This window comes from Pseudomonas sp. HD6515, assembly GCF_024971855.1.
GTDB classification, from domain to species: Bacteria; Pseudomonadota; Gammaproteobacteria; order Pseudomonadales; family Pseudomonadaceae; genus Aquipseudomonas; species Aquipseudomonas alloputida.
Genome location: NZ_CP079827.1, coordinates 3,740,243 through 3,758,251 on the forward strand (window position 1 = coordinate 3,740,243; position 18,009 = coordinate 3,758,251).

The window sequence follows — 18,009 nt, forward strand, 5'->3', positions numbered from 1 at the left end:
AATACATGAGCAGACCAAACGCGTACTGGGCCCTGGCCACCCTGCTCGGCCTCAGCCTGGCTCTCGCCGGCTGCTCCAGCAACGCCAGCAAGGCACGCTACGCCACGCCTGCAGTCGGCTCCAACTGCTTTGCCAAGGCCGTCCCCACTACCGGGGAAGGCGGCCTGGCCTGGGGCAATACCTTGAGCATTGCGCGACAGAAATCCCTGAATAACTGCGTGCGTTATGCCAGCCGCTCGGGAGGCACGCCCAGGACTTGCCAGGTAGTGATGGCCAAGTGCAAAAACTGAACATATAACAACCTTAAAGTACGAAACTTCCTACAAAAATACTGCAACTTTTCACACGATATTGCGCAAACACAATACATATACATTCAAATAAAATCTTACACTTTCAGCCTCGACCCAAAAGCAGCGATCGAGGCATTGTCTTTCACTTGAATTCCAGATACTTGATCGCCCGCGCATCTTAGCAAGTAAGTAGGAAACTTCTTACAGCATAGAGTCGGGCCTGAAATCCAGCACAGTATGAATAACGGCATTTCAGTCTTGTCAGTACTGAAAGTTGCCGCAGTGCGTCTCTGGTTCGAAAAGACTGTCTCTCTGAGCAAGGAGCTCGCATGACCAATGCCTCCGTCAGCAGCGCCACCTCCGGCCCGGCCTGCAGCGCACGCGTGCCCATCCTGCCAGTGCGCTACGCCATCGTACCCCGCACCGGCGACGCCCCCGCCTGCCGCTATGCCGATGCAGGCTTCAACCTGGAACAAGGCTTCGCCCCGCTGCAGCACTCGGCCTACACCCTCCGCGCTGTGCGCCCAGGCTATGTCTACGTGTTCATGAAAGGCCCTCTGGGCGAAAAGCTGGTCATTCATGAGCACGTCGGCGCGGGCCTCTACAAGGAGATGCGCTACCAAGGGCTGGAGGACGACCACCGCCGTGAGCGCTACCTGTCCGGCCAGAGCACGGGCTGGGTGTGGGCCGACACCTGCCAGGACACGGCCAAGGAAGTGTGGATCGGCTACAGCCCGCACCTGTGGACCAACGCCATCACCGCCCGTATCACCGGTTCGGCAGCCCTGCGCAAACGGCACATGCGCCAGCTGGACATGGCCGAGCTGGTCAGCGGCAACCCGGCGCCGTCCACCCAGCCCCATGTGTTGCCGGTCAGTGCCCTGCAAACCTGGGTCGAAGACTTCAAGCCAACCGAGCGGCGCATGCCGCTGACCTGGAGCAGCGACCCGGTCACCGAAACCTTGCCCATCGGCAACCTCAATGCCATCGCCCGCCACTACCCCTGGACCCAGCCGAAAGTGCCAGTGGTGGTGGCGCTCGCCGACGCCGAAGGCATGGCCCTGGACCTGAGCCTGTCGGTCTCGGCCTACCAGCACCAACTGCGTGACCTGATGCCGGCCGAGCAACTGGAGCACACAAGACCCGCCCAACCTCCCGAGCAGGAGCGCGTGCCGGCATGCTACCGGCTGGATGCCGAACAGCTCAGCCCGCAGAGCCGCGACTTTCACCATCGCAACCTGGTCGCCATGCTGCTGAACAAGACGCTGGAAAGCCTGTACCCGGCGGATGCACCTTCACCGGAACTGGCCGCGTTCAGGCTGGGCACGTCACGCCGGGGGCCTGCCCTGTCGCCGGCCGAGTCCCATTTCCAGGCCCTCACCCATGAAGATTACTCCCCCAATGGCGCGCGCCTGGCACAGCGCCTTGATGTCGACAAATACCGGCGCTTCCTCGCCGAACGCGACGCGCTGGAACGGCGGATTGCCGCCCTGCGCAACCTGGCCTTGCAAGCCAGCAACGATCATGACGCCTGGCTGGCGACGGCCGAATCCCAACACATTGATAACCCCTACAGCCTGGCTGCGGCACTGGCCTGTTACGACCGCGACGAACGCACCTCCGCCCGCGATCTGGAAATCTCACTGGCGTTGCTGATTCACCCGATGGGCCAGCCGACACCCGGCACCGAAGATCATGACCGACGCTTCAAACGCCTGGAGCAATGGCTGGACCAGCACGACAGCCCGCTTTACACCGCCTTGGCGCCGTTCAACCCGTTCAAGGATAAAGCCGATTCGATCGGCGCCATGTTCGGCGCCAGCGACAACGTGATCGAAGGGCTCGCCGGTCGCTTCCCGGCCATGGCGGACATCACCGACCTCACCGCCCAGTCGGTCAATGCCGTGGTGCTCAAGCGCCTGCGTGGCCAAACCCGTTGGGATGCCAGCCATGGCCTGCGCCAGCAAGTGTTGCTGGCAGCGCGTGAGGCCAATGCCGAGAAAGCGCTGGGGTTGTTGGCGGCGCGCTATCGCATCACCGAGCAGGCCGTTACGGAAAATCCCTTTAGCCAGGAGGTGCAGCGGTATTTGAAGAGCGGCATGGCGCAGGTTGAAGAGATGAAAGCGTTGCGCATTTCGGGTAGCCGCACGGTGTCCATCGAGCTGACCACCACTGCGCGGGTGAAACCCAACTTTCTGGGGTTGCTCACCTCCGGCGGTGGTGGCGGTTTAAACGCGGGGATGCTGTGGTTCAACATCTTATCGCTCAAGACGGCTTACAACAGCCTGCAAAAGAGCGACGCACCGGAATACACCATGGGGTTCGCTTCATCTGTTTTCGGGGTGATCGGTGCAGCGGCGGCGACATTGGTCAGCGTGCGGGCGACGCAAAAGGCCATGATGTTGAAGTGGATCTCAACGGCGCCAGGCATGGCCTTTGGTAACGGCATCATCAACTTTCTGACGAGTAATCTTTTCGCGCGGGCATCAGGCTACCCGGCGATAATAATTGGGTTTTCCTCAGATATTTTTAAGGCAGTACGTCAATGGCAGAACGGCAATCTTATTTCAGGCTTATATACAGCGGCCGCCAGCGCGACTACTGCTTTAGGTTCGATTCTTGTTCTAGAAGGAAGCCTTGCCATCGCGGGCACGACAGTCCTCATTCCTTTTGCAGGCTGGACAGCAGCTGGAATCGCCTTGATCGGAGCAACTTTGATCGGTGGAGGACTATTCCTCTACTCAAAAGCACACTCCCGCCTTCACAGCCCTTTAGAATTATGGGCCAGCAGAAGCATATTCGGGACAAGGGAAAATGATGGAGAAATACGGGAGAATATAGAGTTAGACTTTGATAAAAAATTGCCACCCTTTCGCCACATCCACGAAGAAATCAAGTCATGGCAGATTGAATTTCTCTCACCGAAAGCATTGTTGGCACCGTATTCTGAGCAGCTCGGCTTAGGCGCCCTAACGACACATTTGGATATAAATAACAAATGGCCAACACCTGACTGGGCAACAATTATCCATACACAGGTCATTAAACAAAACGCAACACTCGAGCTAACTATACTTTTACCAGAATTCGTATTAGGTCAAAGCGAATGGTCAGGGAGCTTAGTGAGCCAGAACCTCGACAGGCAGACAACCCCACTCCAAATAACCCCTGACTGCCATATCACCCCAGCAGGCTTATTACTTCATTACAAAACTGATGCTAGACAAATCAGGTCTGCCACGCTAACGATTAATTACTATGCCAACCAAGGACTGGATGACGACACCCCTTCTACTACCACTATTCATCTGGAACGCTAAACCTATGGCGACTATCTGGTTTTTTAATCAAGCCCACAATTCAGGATTCAAGCCAAAAATTTCCGGACAACTCATTCAAACAACCAGTTCACACTTATGCCTGCGAAACCCTTGGGTGTCCGACTCTGTATTCATGGGAAAAATCTACACAGCCATGTTTCTATTTACCTGGATATTCTCATGCTACAATCTCATTAACGAAAATATAGATTACTCAATCAACGGCGGCGACATTTTCATTGCCATCCTGATCTCACTCCCCTTTATTTTTACCCCATTCTTAGCCTACAGAATACTTTTCATAAAAAACTTATCGAACATATATTTAAATCGACACACAAAGAAAATCTACTATAAGCGATTCAAAAAACTCATAATATTTGACTGGAGCCAAGTCGCAGGCGGTCTTTTCAGTCGCACAGAATTCAGTGGTTCCTCCTTCACCACCAGCTATGCCCTCGCCTTCGCCCCCCGCCGCGAAGACGGCAGCCTGCATCAAAAAGACTGCCTCTGGGTCGACAGCAACGAACCCACCGAACCCGGCGTCAAACATGTGGCCGAAGTGTGGGAATACCTGCGCCACTTCATGGACCACGGCCCGGACAAACTCCCCCCGCCCGGTGAACCCAACTGGTGGCACAAGCCACTGCACGCCATCTGCCTGACCCCGGCAGAAGCCTGGCGCCACTATGCCCCTTGGCGAACCGGCGAGCCCGGTGAAATGCAGGGCAAAAAGAACTGGCAATTGCCGTTCTGGGCCGTGCTGTTTCCCTACAACCTCTCCGTCGCACTCTGCTGGTATGGCATCTGCCGCCTGTTCAACGTCCGAGCAGCGCCACCGCCTCCCGAAGCATTTGAGGAGGCCCCAGCGCATTCAACCCAAAGGAAACGCACATGAGCGACACCTCTGTCAGCAGCGCTACCTCCGGGCCCGGCCTGCAGCTAACGCGTATCCATCCTGACGGTGCACTACACCAACGTGCCAGGCACCCGCGACTTCCCGGCCATGGTTGAGACCCTGTCAATTTTTCGTCTGGAGCGCTGATCATGGCAACCATCTGGATATTCAATTCAACGTCAGCTTCAGGGCATAAGCCCGCTATTGGCGGGCAAGTATCAAACTTATCAAAAAACACTTTATGCCTGCGAAATCCTTGGGTATCAGATTCTGTATTCATGGGGAAACTGTACTGCACAATGACCCTATCATTAATAATCGGCTTATACCCAAATCTATTTGGTAGAGAATTCCTGGGCTACTTTAATTCCGACCCCATATTAATGTCCAGCTTCACACTCGCCCCCTTCACCTTCCTTCCTTTCCTTATTTATCGAATATATTTCATAAAACGCTTATCAAGTTTCTGCTTCAATCGGTCAACCCAAAAAATCTATTACCAACGTTTGAGCAAGGTCCTCGTATTCGAATGGGCCGACATCGGAGGTGGCATCTTCAAGCGCACCGAATACGGCGGTTCATCATTCAGCACCAGCTATGCCCTCGCCTTCGCCCCTCGCCGTGAAGACGGCAGCCTGCACCAAAAAGACTGCTTGTGGATCGACAGCAACGAACCCACCGAACCCGGCGTCAAGCATGTCGCCGAGGTATGGGAATACCTCCGCCACTTCATGGACCACGGCCCAGACAAACTCCCTCCGCCCGGTGAACCCAACTGGTGGCACAAGCCACTGCACGCCATCTGCCTGACCCCGGCAGAAGCCTGGCGCCACTATGCCCCTTGGCGAACCGGCGAGCCCGGTGAAATGCAGGGCAAAAAGAACTGGCAATTGCCGTTCTGGGCCGTGCTGTTTCCCTACAACCTCTCCGTCGCACTCTGCTGGTATGGCATCTGCCGCCTGTTCAACGTCCGGGCAGCGCCACCGCCACCAGCAGCCTTCGAAGAAGCCCCCGTTCAACCCGGCAAAAGGAAGCGCAAATGAAACCCATCGTACTGGTAGGCCATCGTCATAGCTGCCCGCTCCATGGCGAAGGCACTGTGGAAACCGGCGCAAATGCAACATTCGTGGATGGCAAGGCCGTCGCTCGTGTGGGCGATCGCATCAGTTGTGGCGCCGTTATCGAAACCGGCGCTGCCTGCACAATCATCGAGGGCCACCCCGCAGCAAGGGAGGGTGACACCACCAGTCATGGAGGGACGTTGATCGAGGGGGACCAGGGTTGGCTCATTGATTGAAAGCCACTACCGGCTACCGAGCCGGATGCTGAAGCCTGCCAGTCAACAGGTTTGGGCCGTCCAGCGGCCCAACTGGCGAGCAAAGCCACCTTTCTGGGTGACCCGTTCTCACACGCATGGCGCCATGCCCGCAGACTGCGCCATGTCTGCGTCAATCCAGCACTGGCCGAAGCAACGCCTGTGCCTCATACAGGGTCGGCAAATACCGCAACCGTATCTCATCAATACTCAACCGCGAAGCATGAGTCGTGATGGTCAGCGTCGCTTTCAACTGACCGGCCCGTCCCAGCAATGGCACCCCCAGCACCCGCATACCGATTTCATATTCCTGATCAACGATACAGAACCCCTGCCCCTTCACGCGCAACAGCTCAGCGTCCAGCTGCGCCCGGTCTGTCAGTGTGTAAGGCGTCAACGCCCGCAGCGGCTGACGGGCAAAGTATTCGTCCCGCTCCCCCTCATCCAGCCAGGCCAGCCAGACCCGCCCGCCGGCCGTGCAATACATGGGTACCCGCGAGCCCGGCCTGATCGACAAAGACGCCACATGGCTATACCGGCTACGCACCAGATGGATGATCTCATCGCCATCGCGGGTACCCACCGATACGTGCTCCTGGGTCTGGCGCGCCACCTGTTCAACAATCGGCCGCAGCATGCGCGGCAGTTGCGCCGAGTCCACATAGGCCTGGCCGATACGCAAGGCCTTGGGGGTCAGCCAGTACTCACGGCTGTCAGTTTCGGCAAAGCCCTCATGCACCAAGGTCAGCAGAAACCGCCGCACCGCACTGGGCGTAAGGCCAGACAACCTGGCCGCCTGCGGCACACTCAGGCGCGGCTGCTCGGCGCTGAACAGTTGCATCAGCGCCAGGCCTTTCTGCAAGCCCGCGATCAAGTCACGGGGATGGATGGCGGGTGTGTTCATGCATTCGACTCGCTACCAGAGGAACAAAAACAGCCGATTACTGCGATAACCGGATCATGACTGCGATTATCGCATTAAGTGGCCGCTTGACGCATTGTTGCACGCGTCCCTCTGCCTCACCCTTGCCTCCATAACAACGCCAATAAGGAGGTCAGCATGATTCGAGGTTCCACTGAACTGGTCGCCATCGTCGGTTCGCCCATCGCCCAGGTGAAGTCTCCGGAAAACTTCAACACCTGGTTCAACCACAACAACTGCAACCTCGCCATGCTGCCCTTCGACCTGCACGAGGCGGCGCTGGACAGCTTTGCGGATACCCTGCGTGGCTGGCAGAACCTGCGCGGTTGCGTGGTCACCGTGCCTTACAAGCAGGCGCTGGCCAACCGCGTGGACGGCCTGAGCGAGCGCGCAGCTGCCCTGGGTTCGGTCAATGTGATACGTCGCGAGCGCGACGGACGCCTGCTGGGCGACAACGTGGACGGCGCCGGCTTCCTCGGCGCTGCGCACAAGCATGGCTTCGAGCCGGCGGGCAAACGGGCACTGGTGATCGGTTGCGGCGGTGTTGGCAGTGCCATTGCCTATGCACTGGCTGAGGCAGGGATCGCCAGCATTACCCTCAGCGACCCCAGCACAGCACGCATGGGTGCTGTATGCGAACTGCTCGGCAACGGCTTCCCCGGGCTCACGGTCAGCACACAGTTCAATGGGCTGGAAGACTTCGACCTGGTGGCCAACGCGTCCCCAGTCGGCATGGGCACCCGCGCAGAGCTGCCGCTGTCCGCCGCCCTGCTGGCTACCCTGCTGCCAGACACCCTGGTCGCCGACGTGGTCACCTCACCCGAGATAACCCCGCTGCTGAACCGCGCGCGGCAAGTAGGTTGCAGGATCCAGACTGGCCCGGAAATGGCCTTCGCCCAACTGGGCCACCTTGGCGCCTTCATGGGCGTCACACCGTTGGAGATCTGAAGCCATGACGACTCTGGAGCACACACACAACAGCTTCGACCTGGTTGTGCTGGGCAGCGGTGCCGGTGGTTTTGCCGCTGCCGCCACGGCGGCCCGCCGTGGGCTGAAGGTGCTGGTGGTGGAAAAGGCCGAACGCTTTGGCGGCACCTCGGCGATTTCTGGCGGCGCGGTGTGGCTGTACGGCACCGACCAAGCCCGTGACGCCGGCGCCAAGGACTCCCCCGAGGCAATGCGCACCTACCTCAAGCAGGTCATCGGCGACGGCTACGATCCCGCCTTGGGCGATGCCTTCATCGAGCATGGCCACCAAGCGCTGCGCTGGCTGGAGCAGAACACCGAACTGCGTTATGCCCTGCGCCCACTCTCGCCCGACTATTACCCGGATGCACCCGGCGCCACTCAGTTCGGCCGGGCGCTGGAAATGGTCGAATACGACGGCAAGCACCTGGGCACACGCTTCAAGGACCTGCAGATGCCACCGCCCGGCATGCTGCTGTTCGGCGGCATGATGGTCAACCGGGTGGATATCCAGCATTTCCTCAGCATTCGCCGCTCACCCAAGTCGCTGTGGCATTGCCTGAAGCTGATGGCGCGTTACGCGCGCGACCGCCTGCAGCACCCACGCGGCACCCGGCTTACCACCGGCAACGCATTGATCGCCCGCCTGGCCACCAGCGCCTTCGCCCACGGCACGCAGTTGTGGTTGCGCAGCGAAGCCGTGGAGCTGATCGCCGAGCACGGCGTGATCACGGGCGTGGTCGTACAGCGCGAGGGCCGCCGTGAGCGGGTAATGGCCCGTGGTGGCGTGGTGTGCGCCATGGGCGGATTCGCAGCAGGCGCAATGGCCGCCGGCTACCGCCCTGCTCAAAAGGCGCCGCACCTGACCATGTCACCACCGGCCAACGACGGAGCCGCCCTGCGCCTTGCCCAGGCCGTGGCAGCAGCCGAGGGCGAGAGCCTGGCGGCCAACTTTTTCTGGGCACCGGTTTCCGAACTGCGTCATGCCGATGGTGAACGTGAGCGCTTCCCGCACCTGGTCACCGACCGCGCCAAGCCGGGCGTGATTGCGGTAGACCAAGCCGGGCGGCGCTTCGTCAACGAGTCCGACTCCTACCACCACTTCGTGCACACCATGTTCGCCAACGGCATTGCCAGCTGCTGGCTGGTCTGCGATGCCGAAGCAATGAACCGGTACGGGCTTGGCCTGGCGCGGCCCAAGCCCGTCAACAACCAGGCGTTGATCGACGCAGGCTACCTGTATCGGGCCACCACATCGCAGGCACTGGCCCTGGCCATCGGCGTCGATCCACAGGTGTTTGCGCAAACACTTGCACAGTTCAACAGCGATGCCAGCAATGGCATCGACCGCGCATTTGGCAAAGGCGGCAACAGTTACAACCGCTACATGGGCGACCCGCAACATACGCCCAACCCATGCTTGGCACCCCTGACCAAGGGGCCGTTCTATGCCATCCGCATTCACACCGGCGACCTCGGTTCAGCCCGTGGCCTGGTGACCAACGCCGATGCCAACGTGCTGAACCGCAGCGGTTTGCCCATTCCCGGGCTGTATGCGGTCGGCAACGACATGAACTCACTGATGAAGGGCACCTACCCCGGCCCCGGCATCACTCTGGGCCCTGCCCTCACCTTCGGCTGGCTTGCTGCCAACCACATCACCGCGCGCCTGCAGGCGCCGGCTACCCCTACGGAGAAACCGGCATGTACTACGAACTGAGAACCTACACCCTCGACCCATTGAAAATGGCCGACTGGCTGGCCCTGTACCAAAGCCACGCACTCGAGGTGCAGAGCGAACACCTGGGCAACCTGGTGGGCTTTTTCACCAGCGAGTTCGGCGACGTCAACCAAGTGGTACACATCTGGGGCTATGCCAGCCTCGACGACCGCATGGCGCGCCGCGCAGCCATGGCGGCAGACTCACGCTGGGCGGAATTCTCGCGACGCAACCGCGAGCTGGGCGCGGTACTGCGCCTGCAATCGCGGCTGCTGCGCCCGACCGGTTTCTCACCGCTGCAGTAAGCCACACGCCACCTCTTCCAACAGCCGAGCGGACCCCTTCCATGCCCCCCCTTGAATGTGACGTACTCATCATCGGCTCCGGCGCCTCTGGCCTGGCTGCCGCCGTAACCGCCGCGCATCATGGCCTGACAGTGGTCGTCGCGGAAAAAGCCAGCCAGCTGGGCGGCACCAGTGCCTGGTCGGGGGGCTGGTTGTGGATACCGCGCAACCCTCTGGCCATCGCCGAAGGCATCGTCGAAGCCGACGATGCCCCGGAGCGCTATTTGCGTGCGCAAACCCACACCCGCGAGCTGGACCCGCGTCAACGCGCCTTCCTGCGCCATGGTCCGGAAATGGTGGCGTTCTTCCAGCAACACACTGCCGTGCAGTTCCAGTGCGGCAGCCGTATGCCCGACATGCGTGAAGGCGATGGCAGTGCACGCGGTGGTCGCTCGCTGTGTGCATTACCTTACGACGGGCGACGGCTAGGGCCTTGGCTGCACACGTTACGCCCACCGCTGGACATCGTCAGCCTGGCCGGCATGGGCATTGCCGGAGGTGCCGACATGGCTGCCTTCTTCAACGCCACACGCTCGCCGAAGGCAGCGCTGCATGTTGGCAAGCGCCTGTTGCGCCATGGCCGAGACCTGCTGCTGCACCGTCGCGGCCTGCATCTGGTCAATGGCAACGCGCTGGTGGCGCGCCTGCTGCGCAGCGCCCTTGATCGTGGCGTGACATTGCTGACCGAGAAAGCGGCCAGCCGTCTGTTGTTGTGCGAGGAACGGGCCAACGGCGCGCTGTTTGCCGATGGCCAAACGATCTACGCACGGCGTGGTGTGGTGCTGGCCTGCGGTGGCTTCCCACATGATCGCCAGCGTATCTCGCGACTGATACCGCACGCGCCGGACGGTGACCAGCATTACTCCGCTGCGCCCAGGGAGAATAGCGGTGATGGTTTGCGCCTGGGCGAACAGGCGGGTGGGCGGGTGTCTGCGGCAGGCGCCCACGGGGGCGCCTGGGCGCCGGTATCGCAGGTACCGCGCCGCAATGGCCATTTCGGCCATTTCCCACACCTGATCGACCGTGCCAAGCCCGGTTTCATCGCCGTGCGCCGCGATGGTCGGCGCTTCGTCAACGAAGCCGATTGCTACCACGACTTCATGAACGCGCTGTTCGCCGCCACGCCGCAGGCTGAGCAGCCGGAGGCCTGGCTGATCTGCGACCATGCTGCGCAACGGCGCTATGGCATCGGTTGGGCCAAGCCCTTTCCCTTCCCTACCCGCTTCTATCAGCGCAGTGGCTATTTGCACAGCGGCGCTACCCTGGCGCAACTGGCGCAGCGCTGCGGGATCGACGCCGAGCAGTTGCAGCGCACGGTGGCGGACTTCAACCATCATGCGGCACAAGGTGAAGACCCTACCTTTCTACGTGGTGCGTCGGCCTACAACCGGGCCCAAGGCGACCCGCAGCAGGCACCCAACCCGTCGCTTCGGCCGTTGCTGAAGGGGCCGTTCCATGCGGTGAAACTGCTGCCAGGCAGCCTTGGCACCTTCGCCGGCCTGGACACAGACGCCTCAGCCCGCGTACTGGACCACGCAGGGCAGCCGATACCCGGGTTGTTTGCAGTGGGTAACGACATGCACAGCGTGATGGGTGGGTACTACCCGAGCGGCGGCATTACCCTTGGCCCTGGGATGACCTTCGGGTATCTGGCCGGTAGAGCGTTGAGCGGGGGCCGTGCACATCATTGATGTCGGTGTTGCGCCCATCAGGCAACCAGGGCCAAAGCCTTCTACCCTTCAGTGACGTGAATACCTGCCGCGCCCGCAGGCCAACGCAACCGTTCGATAACCGAACAGTAGCCCGTCTCTTGAATTGACGCTGCCGTCTTCACTGCTCACCATGCACCGGCCTTGCGTGCCCCCCCTGCCTGGGAAACGGTCACGTACCCGTAGCACCGCAGCTGAATACAATTTCAAGAAACGAGCAGTCTATGAACCACTCCAAGATCCCCCCCGCCGCGCCCCGGATGTCCCAGGGCTCGATCGGCGACAAGCTCCGCGGCGCCTTCGGCGTCGGCAAGACCCGTTGGGGCATGCTCGCCCTGGTGTTCTTCGCCACCACCCTGAACTACATCGACCGCGCCGCCCTCGGCATCATGCAGCCCGTGCTGGCCAAGGAAATGAGCTGGACGGCGATGGACTACGCCAACATCAATTTCTGGTTCCAGGTCGGCTATGCCATCGGCTTTCTGCTGCAAGGCCGACTGATCGACAAGGTCGGGGTCAAACGGGCCTTCTTCTTCGCTGTACTGCTGTGGAGCCTGGCCACGGGTGCCCACGGCCTGGCCACCTCGGCGGCAGGTTTCATGGTCTGCCGCTTCATCCTCGGCCTGACCGAGGCCGCCAACTACCCGGCCTGCGTCAAGACCGTGCGCCTGTGGTTCCCGGCGGGTGAGCGGGCGATTGCAACGGGGCTGTTCAACGCCGGTACCAACGTTGGTGCCATGGTCACCCCCGCGCTGTTGCCGCTGATCCTGGCTGTGTGGGGCTGGCAGGCTGCGTTCATCGCCATGGGCAGCCTGGGCCTGGTGTGGGTCGTGCTGTGGGTATTGAAGTACTACAACCCTGAAGACCACCCCCGCGTGCGTCAGAGCGAGGTGCAGTACATCCAGCAGGATGATGAGCCCGAGCCGACCCGCGTGCCGTTCAGCCGGATCCTGCGCCTGCGTGGCACCTGGGCTTTTGCAGTGGCCTATGCGATTACCGCACCGGTGTTCTGGTTCTACCTGTACTGGCTGCCGCCGTTCCTGAACCAGCAATACAGCCTGGGCATCAACGTGACCCAGATGGGGATCCCGTTGATCATCATCTGGCTGACGGCAGACTTCGGCAGCATCGGGGGTGGCATTCTGTCGTCGTGGCTGATCGGCCGTGGCGTGCGTGCCACGACGGCGCGGCTGGTGTCCATGCTGATCTTTGCCTGCACCATGCTCAGCGTCATCTTTGCCGCCAACGCCAGTGGACTGTGGGTCGCGGTGGCGGCCATCTCAATCGCGGTGGGCGCGCACCAGGCGTGGACGGCGAATATCTGGAGCCTGGTGATGGACTACACACCCAAGCATCTGGTGAGCACCGTATTCGGCTTCGGCAGCATGTGTGCGGCAATTGGCGGGATGTTCATGACGCAGATTGTCGGCAGCGTGCTGACCGCTACCAACAACAACTATGCCGTGCTGTTTACCATGATCCCCGCCATGTACTTCCTGGCGCTGGTGTGGATGTATTTCATGGCACCGCGCAAGGTCGAGAGCGCCTGAGAGCGCTAGCTACTTACCTCTACGGGGCCCTTGCGGGCCCTTTTTTTTGGCCTGGTATTTCTTGAGAAGCAAACAACGACAAGGCAATGTTCGGTGTGGGAGCGGGTTCACTCACGAACGTGACGCAGCCGGTGACAGGCGCCACGTTAGCTCGATCAGACGGTGGCCAACACCGCCTTGGCTTTCTCCAGCGCCATGCGCGCGCGCTGTTCGCCGCTGATGCCCTGCTCCAGCAATTGCCGCGTGGGGATTTCCAGGCTCAGCGGCACGCTCGGCGGCAAGGCGCGCAACAGGCCAACCAGGTCAGCATCGCCATCACCCGGGAAGCGTCGCTCGTTACGCGCCTGGCGCAGGATCTCGTCCATGTCGGCCGGTACCGGGCCAGCAACGTCACACAGTTGGGCATAGCGCATGCGCTGCGGCGCCAGCTGCGCCAGGTCGTCCAGCGAAGAGCCGGAGCGGTTGAAGTGGAAGGCATCCACCAGCACGCAGCCATTGGCGCGGTCGGCGTTGGCCACCACCCGCATGGCCTGGCGCAGGTCACGTACGTCGGTCCAGGGCATGAACTCCAGGTGAGGGTGAATGCCGTATTGCGCCGCCAGCTCGCACAATGCGGCAAAGCGTTCGGTCAGGCGCGCTTCGTCGGGGTCGTTGCCCGCTACCAGCAATTCAGTACCACCCAACCCGGCGCCCACCGCCAGGATCGCTTCGAAATCGGCCACACAGGTGGCCGGTTCAAGACGCAGGATCTCCAGGTCGAGCACCTTGATACCCGTGTCGCGCAAGCGCGCCTGGGTTTGCCGGCGCAGTTCGGCATCGGCGACCAACGGGAAATGCCGCTCCTGTTCGGTGGCTGGCACCAGCCGTAGGCCGACATGGCTGTAACCCGCTCGGGCGGCGGCCTCGACCATGTCCGGTGGAGACAGCTCGAGCACCGTCAGGGCCGCGAGGGAAAAAATTCGATCAGTCATTTATCATCACCCGCAATAGTAAGGTTGTATCAGCCAATGTGCTCGGGCGCGCAAGCCCGACCGCTTTGGGCTGCCTGCCTTATCGCTTCGATCAGCGCCAGTGTGCGCCCCCCGTCAGCAGCGTCGATCAGCGGCGCCTGTTCACCCCGGGCAACCCGCACAAAATGCTGCAATTGCAGGGTCAATGCCTCGCCGGCGGGGATGCTTTCCGAGCTTTGCAACAGGGGCGTATGCCAGCCCGAGCCTGCCTCGGCGTAATGCCAGCGCTTGAGCTGGGGAATGCTCAGTGCTCCTTGGGTACCGGCCAGCAGATAGCACGGCTGGCCATCCTGGCGCGGGTACACAGGGCTTTCGCCAGCGTCCAGCTCCCAGCTCCACGGTGCAGCCACCGCGTCGGACCCGGTCAGGCTGCCGAGGGCACCGTTGGCAAACTGCAGCAGCACCGCGGCGCTGTCTTCGTTGGCAAAACCGCGGACATCGTTGCGGGTGAAGGCCTGCACCTGCACCACCTCGCCGCACAGGTAACGCAACAGGTCAAGGTCGTGGATCAGGTTGGTCAGCAAGAAACCGGCCCCTGGCTCGCGACGTCAGGGCGTTTCGAAATAGCTGTCGGGCTTTTGCAGTTGCCACAGCGCGGTGACGTTGATCAAACGGCCCAGCTTGCCTTCGTTGATCACCTGGTGCGCCTTGGCGATCAGCGGATTGTGTCGGCGATGGTGCCCTACAAGCACCGGCACACCTCGGCGGCGTGAGGCTTCCACCAGTGCACGCACTTCATCCAGGTTCACGCCCACCGGTTTCTCCACCAGCACAGGCACTCCGGCCTCGACACAATCCAGGGCGGTGGCGACATGCAGGTTGTTGGGGTTAGCGACGATCACTGCCTCGGGGCGCGCATGCGCCAACATTTGCCGGTGGTCGGCAAAGCAGGGCACACCGCACTCGGCAGCGAAGGCCTCGGCCTGCGGGCCGGGGTCGGCTACCGCACACAGTTGGGCTTGCGGCACATTGCGCAAGTGCTGGTAATGCTGCCGGCCCATAATGCCGGCGCCAATCAAGGCAATACGAAGGGGTGCGTTCAACAGCCTGTCCTCTTGTCATTGTTGTTATGAAATTCTGAAACCGGGTTCCAAAATTCATACTCGACAATTTAGAACCAAGTTCAGCTTTTCAGAAGAACGGGCGCAACAGACTGTGCGGTAATCGACCGGAATATCCTCTCAGGCAAACAGCTCGCTGGCGGGGCTGGCCGCCGACAGCTCTTCTGCCGCCGACAGCAATAGCGGTGCCAGCGCGGTAAGGCGGCTTTGTGCCAGCCGCGCGCTGGGCCCGGCGATGCTCAGCACGCCGATCACCTCGTCACTTTGCGGGCGGCGTACCACTGCGGCCAGGGCTGAGGTGCCGATGGCGGAGGTCTCCTCGACCCAGGCATACCCACGCTCGCGGGCGCGGTGCAGGTAGGCGAGCAGCTCGTCGGTGGAGCGTGGCGCGTTCGGGCCGAACTGGTCGGGGTCGGCAATACCTTGGCGCAACACCATCTGCAGCGCCTGCTCATCGTCCAGGCTGGCCAACCAGGCATGCCCGGAGGCGGTATAGAACAGCGGCGCGTCGCGCCCCATATCCGGGTCGTAGCGCAGCCCGGAGCGGGCGCCCTGAGACTTGGCGATCCAGGTTTGCCGGGCACCGTCGATCACCCCAAGGCGCACCAGCTCACCGCTGTCCTGGGCCAGGCGGTCAAGAATCGGCTGGATGATGTCGGCACCGTTGCTGGCGAGGTAACGAAAGCCCAGCGCTACCAGCTTGGCCGACAGCTGATAGCGGCTGTTTTCCCGGTTCTGGCGCACGTAGCCCAGCCGCACCAGCTCCGTGAGCATGCGGTGGGCAGCGCTTTTGGGAATGTCCAGGCGCTCGGCCAGGGTTTGTAACGGCAGCCCTTGGGGTTCACCGGTAAGGCTTTCTACAAGACTGAAGGCGCGTTCGATCTGACTACCAGCCATGTCACAGGTCCCTGATTTTTTTGCGGATTCTAGAAGATGATTCCACATCGTCGCTAGCCAGCGCAGCTCGGGCCACCTCGAATGTCCGATGATCGCCCAGTTCTTGCCTGACATGACCAACCTGACCTTGCAGGACCACCCGCTGCCGATAAGAATGTGGAACATTGTTCTAATAAAAGCACAGGAAACCCGCAATGCCTTCCGCTCCTCTCGAAACCGAATGCGATGTACTGGTCATAGGTTCTGGCGCCGCCGGGCTGGCGGCGGCTGTCACGGCTGCCTGGCATGGGCAGAAGGTGATCGTGGCGGAGAAAGAACCGGTGTTTGGCGGCGCCACCGCCTGGTCCGGCGGCTGGGCCTGGGTGCCACGCAACCCGCTGGCGCGCAGGGCCGGCATCGAGGAAGACATCGAGCAGCCGCGGACTTATCTGCGCCATGAGCTGGGGGCGAACTACAATGCCGAGCGCGTCGATGCCTTCCTTGAGGCGTGCCCGCACATGGTGGCGTTTTTCGAGAAGTACACGGCGTTGCAGTTTGCCGACGGCAACGGCATCCCGGACATGCATGGCGATACGCCGGGGGCAGCCCTTGGCGGCCACCAGGTGATCGCCGCGCCCTACGATGCCCGCGAGGTTGGCGCCCTGCTGCCACGCTTGCGCAAGACCATGCGCGAAACCTCGTTCATGGGCATGCCGATCATGGCCGGTGCCGACCTTGCCGCCTTCCTCAACATGACCCGCTCACCCAAAGCCCTGCTGCACGTGTGCAAGCGCTTTGGCCGCCACCTGTACCACCTGGCCCGCCATGGTCGGGCCATGCACCTGGTCAACGGTGTGGCACTGGTGGCGCGCCTGGCTAAATCGGCACAGGACCTGGGTGTGCACCTGCAAGCGTCGGCGCCGGCCAAACGCCTGCTGATCGAGGGTGGCCAGGTACGCGGGGCGTGGGTCGCGACGCCACAGGGCGAGCAGCTGATCCGCGCCAAGGCCGTGGTGCTGGCGGCAGGTGGTTTCCCCAATGACAACGCCCGGCGCCAGCAACTGTTCCCGCGCGATGCCAGCGGCCACGACAACCTGGCGCTGCCGCCCAAGGGGTGTTCTGGCGATGGCCTGCGCCTGGGCGAATCCGCCGGCGGTGTGGTTGCCACCGACCTGAAGTCGCCGGTGGCCTGGGCACCGGTTTCACAGGTGCCGTATCGCGACGGCAGAGTCGGCCACTTCCCGCACATTATCGAGCGCGGCAAACCGGGCGTTATCGGCGTGCTGGCCAACGGCAAGCGTTTCGTCAACGAAGCGCATGGCTATTACGACTATGTGTCGGCCATGGTCGCTGCAGTGCCGCAGGGCCAGGAGGTGTGCTCGTGGCTGGTTTGCGATCATCGCTTCTTGCGCCGCTATGGCCTGGGGCATGCTCGCCCGGCACCGCTGCCGGTAGGGCCGCATGTGCGCAACGGCTACCTGAAACGCGGCGCCACGCTTGAGCAGCTCGCCCAGGCCTGCGGCATTGACCCGTCCGGGCTGCGCGCCACGGTCACTGACTTCAATAACCATGCCCGTAACGGCCAGGACCCGGCGTTTGGCCGTGGTTCCACGCCGTTCAACCGCAAGCAGGGTGACCCACAGCACAAGGGCCCTAACCCTTGCGTGGCGCCCATCGAGCAAGGGCCGTTCTATGCGGTGAAAGTAAAGCCCGGCTGTTTTGGCACCTTTGCCGGGTTGCGCACCGACGGCAATGCCCGTGTACTGGATGAGGCCGGGCAACCGATTGCAGGCCTGTACGCAGCAGGTACCGACATGGCCAGCGTGTTTGGTGGCTGGTACCCGTCGGGTGGCATCAACCTGGGGCCGGCGCTGACCTTTGGCTATGTCGCCGGGCGGCACATTGCCGGGGTGCAGGGGTATGAGTGAGCTGATCCACAATACCCGGGTGGTCGGCGCTCTGCAGGAGGACGCAGGGAAAGGCCGTGGCGCTTGAATCGAGCGCCACGCGGTCTGATTTTTCAGC

Annotated in this window: 14 protein-coding genes and 1 pseudogene; 11 read left to right on the forward strand and 4 right to left on the reverse strand. The window is 61.7% G+C overall.

Translation table 11 applies throughout. The features are described 5' to 3' along the window. Positions 1–5: 5 nt before the first annotated feature. From KW568_RS17230 to KW568_RS17250, 5 genes are all read left to right on the forward strand, one after another. Positions 6–290, forward strand: a complete 285-nt coding sequence (locus KW568_RS17230) for a hypothetical protein (RefSeq protein WP_003247660.1) — start codon at positions 6–8, stop codon at positions 288–290. A gap of 332 nt (positions 291–622) precedes the next feature. Then, complete coding sequence (locus KW568_RS17235) at positions 623–3,613, forward strand: T6SS effector BTH_I2691 family protein (RefSeq protein ID WP_259536539.1); 2,991 nt, start codon at positions 623–625, stop codon at positions 3,611–3,613. A 4-nt stretch (positions 3,614–3,617) separates the two neighbouring features. Continuing rightward, complete coding sequence (locus KW568_RS17240) at positions 3,618–4,511, forward strand: DUF6708 domain-containing protein (RefSeq protein ID WP_054888801.1); 894 nt, start codon at positions 3,618–3,620, stop codon at positions 4,509–4,511. A 149-nt stretch (positions 4,512–4,660) separates the two neighbouring features. Beyond that, on the forward strand, positions 4,661–5,554 hold the full coding sequence (locus tag KW568_RS17245) for a DUF6708 domain-containing protein (RefSeq protein ID WP_103518094.1): 894 nt from the start codon (positions 4,661–4,663) through the stop codon (positions 5,552–5,554). Next, entirely contained in the window at positions 5,551–5,808 is a 258-nt protein-coding gene (locus tag KW568_RS17250) for a PAAR domain-containing protein (protein ID WP_003250871.1), read from the forward strand. Before KW568_RS17245 ends, KW568_RS17250 begins: the two co-directional genes overlap by 4 nt. 151 nt (positions 5,809–5,959) lie before the next feature. Here the strand turns inward: KW568_RS17250 and KW568_RS17255 are convergent, their stop codons facing one another. Then, positions 5,960–6,730: an IclR family transcriptional regulator gene (locus tag KW568_RS17255; protein WP_003250869.1), complete on the reverse strand. Its 771-nt coding sequence runs from the start codon at positions 6,728–6,730 to the stop codon at positions 5,960–5,962. A gap of 156 nt (positions 6,731–6,886) precedes the next feature. On the opposite strand from KW568_RS17255, the gene KW568_RS17260 reads away from it, so the two are divergent. The 5 genes from KW568_RS17260 (at position 6,887) to KW568_RS17280 (ending at position 13,037) form a co-directional block, all read left to right on the forward strand. Next, the gene (locus tag KW568_RS17260; protein WP_003250867.1) at positions 6,887–7,696 is read left to right on the forward strand and encodes a shikimate dehydrogenase; all 810 of its coding nucleotides are present in this window, start codon (positions 6,887–6,889) and stop codon (positions 7,694–7,696) included. A 4-nt stretch (positions 7,697–7,700) separates the two neighbouring features. Further along, entirely contained in the window at positions 7,701–9,434 is a 1,734-nt protein-coding gene (locus KW568_RS17265) for an FAD-dependent oxidoreductase (protein ID WP_003250865.1), read from the forward strand. Next, the gene (locus KW568_RS17270) at positions 9,419–9,739 is read left to right on the forward strand and encodes an NIPSNAP family protein (RefSeq protein WP_003250862.1); all 321 of its coding nucleotides are present in this window, start codon (positions 9,419–9,421) and stop codon (positions 9,737–9,739) included. The genes KW568_RS17265 and KW568_RS17270 overlap by 16 nt, the downstream gene beginning before the upstream one ends. Positions 9,740–9,780: 41 nt before the next feature. Continuing rightward, positions 9,781–11,469, forward strand: a complete 1,689-nt coding sequence (locus tag KW568_RS17275; RefSeq protein WP_004575430.1) for an FAD-dependent oxidoreductase — start codon at positions 9,781–9,783, stop codon at positions 11,467–11,469. A 242-nt stretch (positions 11,470–11,711) separates the two neighbouring features. Beyond that, positions 11,712–13,037 carry an MFS transporter gene (locus tag KW568_RS17280; protein ID WP_003250858.1) on the forward strand — a complete coding sequence of 442 codons (1,326 nt, stop codon included), beginning with the start codon at positions 11,712–11,714 and terminating at the stop codon, positions 13,035–13,037. A gap of 155 nt (positions 13,038–13,192) precedes the next feature. On the opposite strand, the gene KW568_RS17285 is transcribed toward KW568_RS17280, so the two are convergent. The 3 genes and pseudogenes from KW568_RS17285 to KW568_RS17295 all read right to left on the reverse strand — a co-directional run bounded on the left by KW568_RS17285 (position 13,193) and on the right by KW568_RS17295 (position 16,005). After that, the gene (locus KW568_RS17285; RefSeq protein WP_004575429.1) at positions 13,193–14,008 is read right to left on the reverse strand and encodes a sugar phosphate isomerase/epimerase; all 816 of its coding nucleotides are present in this window, start codon (positions 14,006–14,008) and stop codon (positions 13,193–13,195) included. A 29-nt stretch (positions 14,009–14,037) separates the two neighbouring features. Continuing rightward, a pseudogene (locus KW568_RS17290) lies at positions 14,038–15,090 on the reverse strand (Gfo/Idh/MocA family protein). Between the two features lie 138 nt (positions 15,091–15,228). Then, a complete protein-coding gene (locus KW568_RS17295) occupies positions 15,229–16,005 on the reverse strand; it encodes an IclR family transcriptional regulator (protein WP_003250853.1) in 777 nt (258 codons plus the stop codon). Between the two features lie 194 nt (positions 16,006–16,199). Between KW568_RS17295 and KW568_RS17300 the strand changes: the two genes are divergently transcribed. Then, entirely contained in the window at positions 16,200–17,912 is a 1,713-nt protein-coding gene (locus tag KW568_RS17300) for an FAD-dependent oxidoreductase (protein ID WP_004575427.1), read from the forward strand. Positions 17,913–18,009 lie beyond the last annotated feature (97 nt).

Excerpts from the sequence above, each read along its gene's own strand:
- KW568_RS17230 (WP_003247660.1), top strand. The coding sequence starts at position 6 with ATGAGCAGACCAAACGCGTACTGGGCCCTGGCCACCCTGCTCGGCCTC.
- KW568_RS17235 (WP_259536539.1), top strand. The coding sequence starts at position 623 with ATGACCAATGCCTCCGTCAGCAGCGCCACCTCCGGCCCGGCCTGCAGC.
- KW568_RS17240 (WP_054888801.1), top strand. The coding sequence starts at position 3,618 with ATGGCGACTATCTGGTTTTTTAATCAAGCCCACAATTCAGGATTCAAG.
- KW568_RS17245 (WP_103518094.1), top strand. The coding sequence starts at position 4,661 with ATGGCAACCATCTGGATATTCAATTCAACGTCAGCTTCAGGGCATAAG.
- KW568_RS17250 (WP_003250871.1), top strand. The coding sequence starts at position 5,551 with ATGAAACCCATCGTACTGGTAGGCCATCGTCATAGCTGCCCGCTCCAT.
- KW568_RS17255 (WP_003250869.1), bottom strand. The coding sequence starts at position 6,730 with ATGAACACACCCGCCATCCATCCCCGTGACTTGATCGCGGGCTTGCAG.
- KW568_RS17260 (WP_003250867.1), top strand. The coding sequence starts at position 6,887 with ATGATTCGAGGTTCCACTGAACTGGTCGCCATCGTCGGTTCGCCCATC.
- KW568_RS17265 (WP_003250865.1), top strand. The coding sequence starts at position 7,701 with ATGACGACTCTGGAGCACACACACAACAGCTTCGACCTGGTTGTGCTG.
- KW568_RS17270 (WP_003250862.1), top strand. The coding sequence starts at position 9,419 with ATGTACTACGAACTGAGAACCTACACCCTCGACCCATTGAAAATGGCC.
- KW568_RS17275 (WP_004575430.1), top strand. The coding sequence starts at position 9,781 with ATGCCCCCCCTTGAATGTGACGTACTCATCATCGGCTCCGGCGCCTCT.
- KW568_RS17280 (WP_003250858.1), top strand. The coding sequence starts at position 11,712 with ATGAACCACTCCAAGATCCCCCCCGCCGCGCCCCGGATGTCCCAGGGC.
- KW568_RS17285 (WP_004575429.1), bottom strand. The coding sequence starts at position 14,008 with ATGACTGATCGAATTTTTTCCCTCGCGGCCCTGACGGTGCTCGAGCTG.
- KW568_RS17295 (WP_003250853.1), bottom strand. The coding sequence starts at position 16,005 with ATGGCTGGTAGTCAGATCGAACGCGCCTTCAGTCTTGTAGAAAGCCTT.
- KW568_RS17300 (WP_004575427.1), top strand. The coding sequence starts at position 16,200 with ATGCCTTCCGCTCCTCTCGAAACCGAATGCGATGTACTGGTCATAGGT.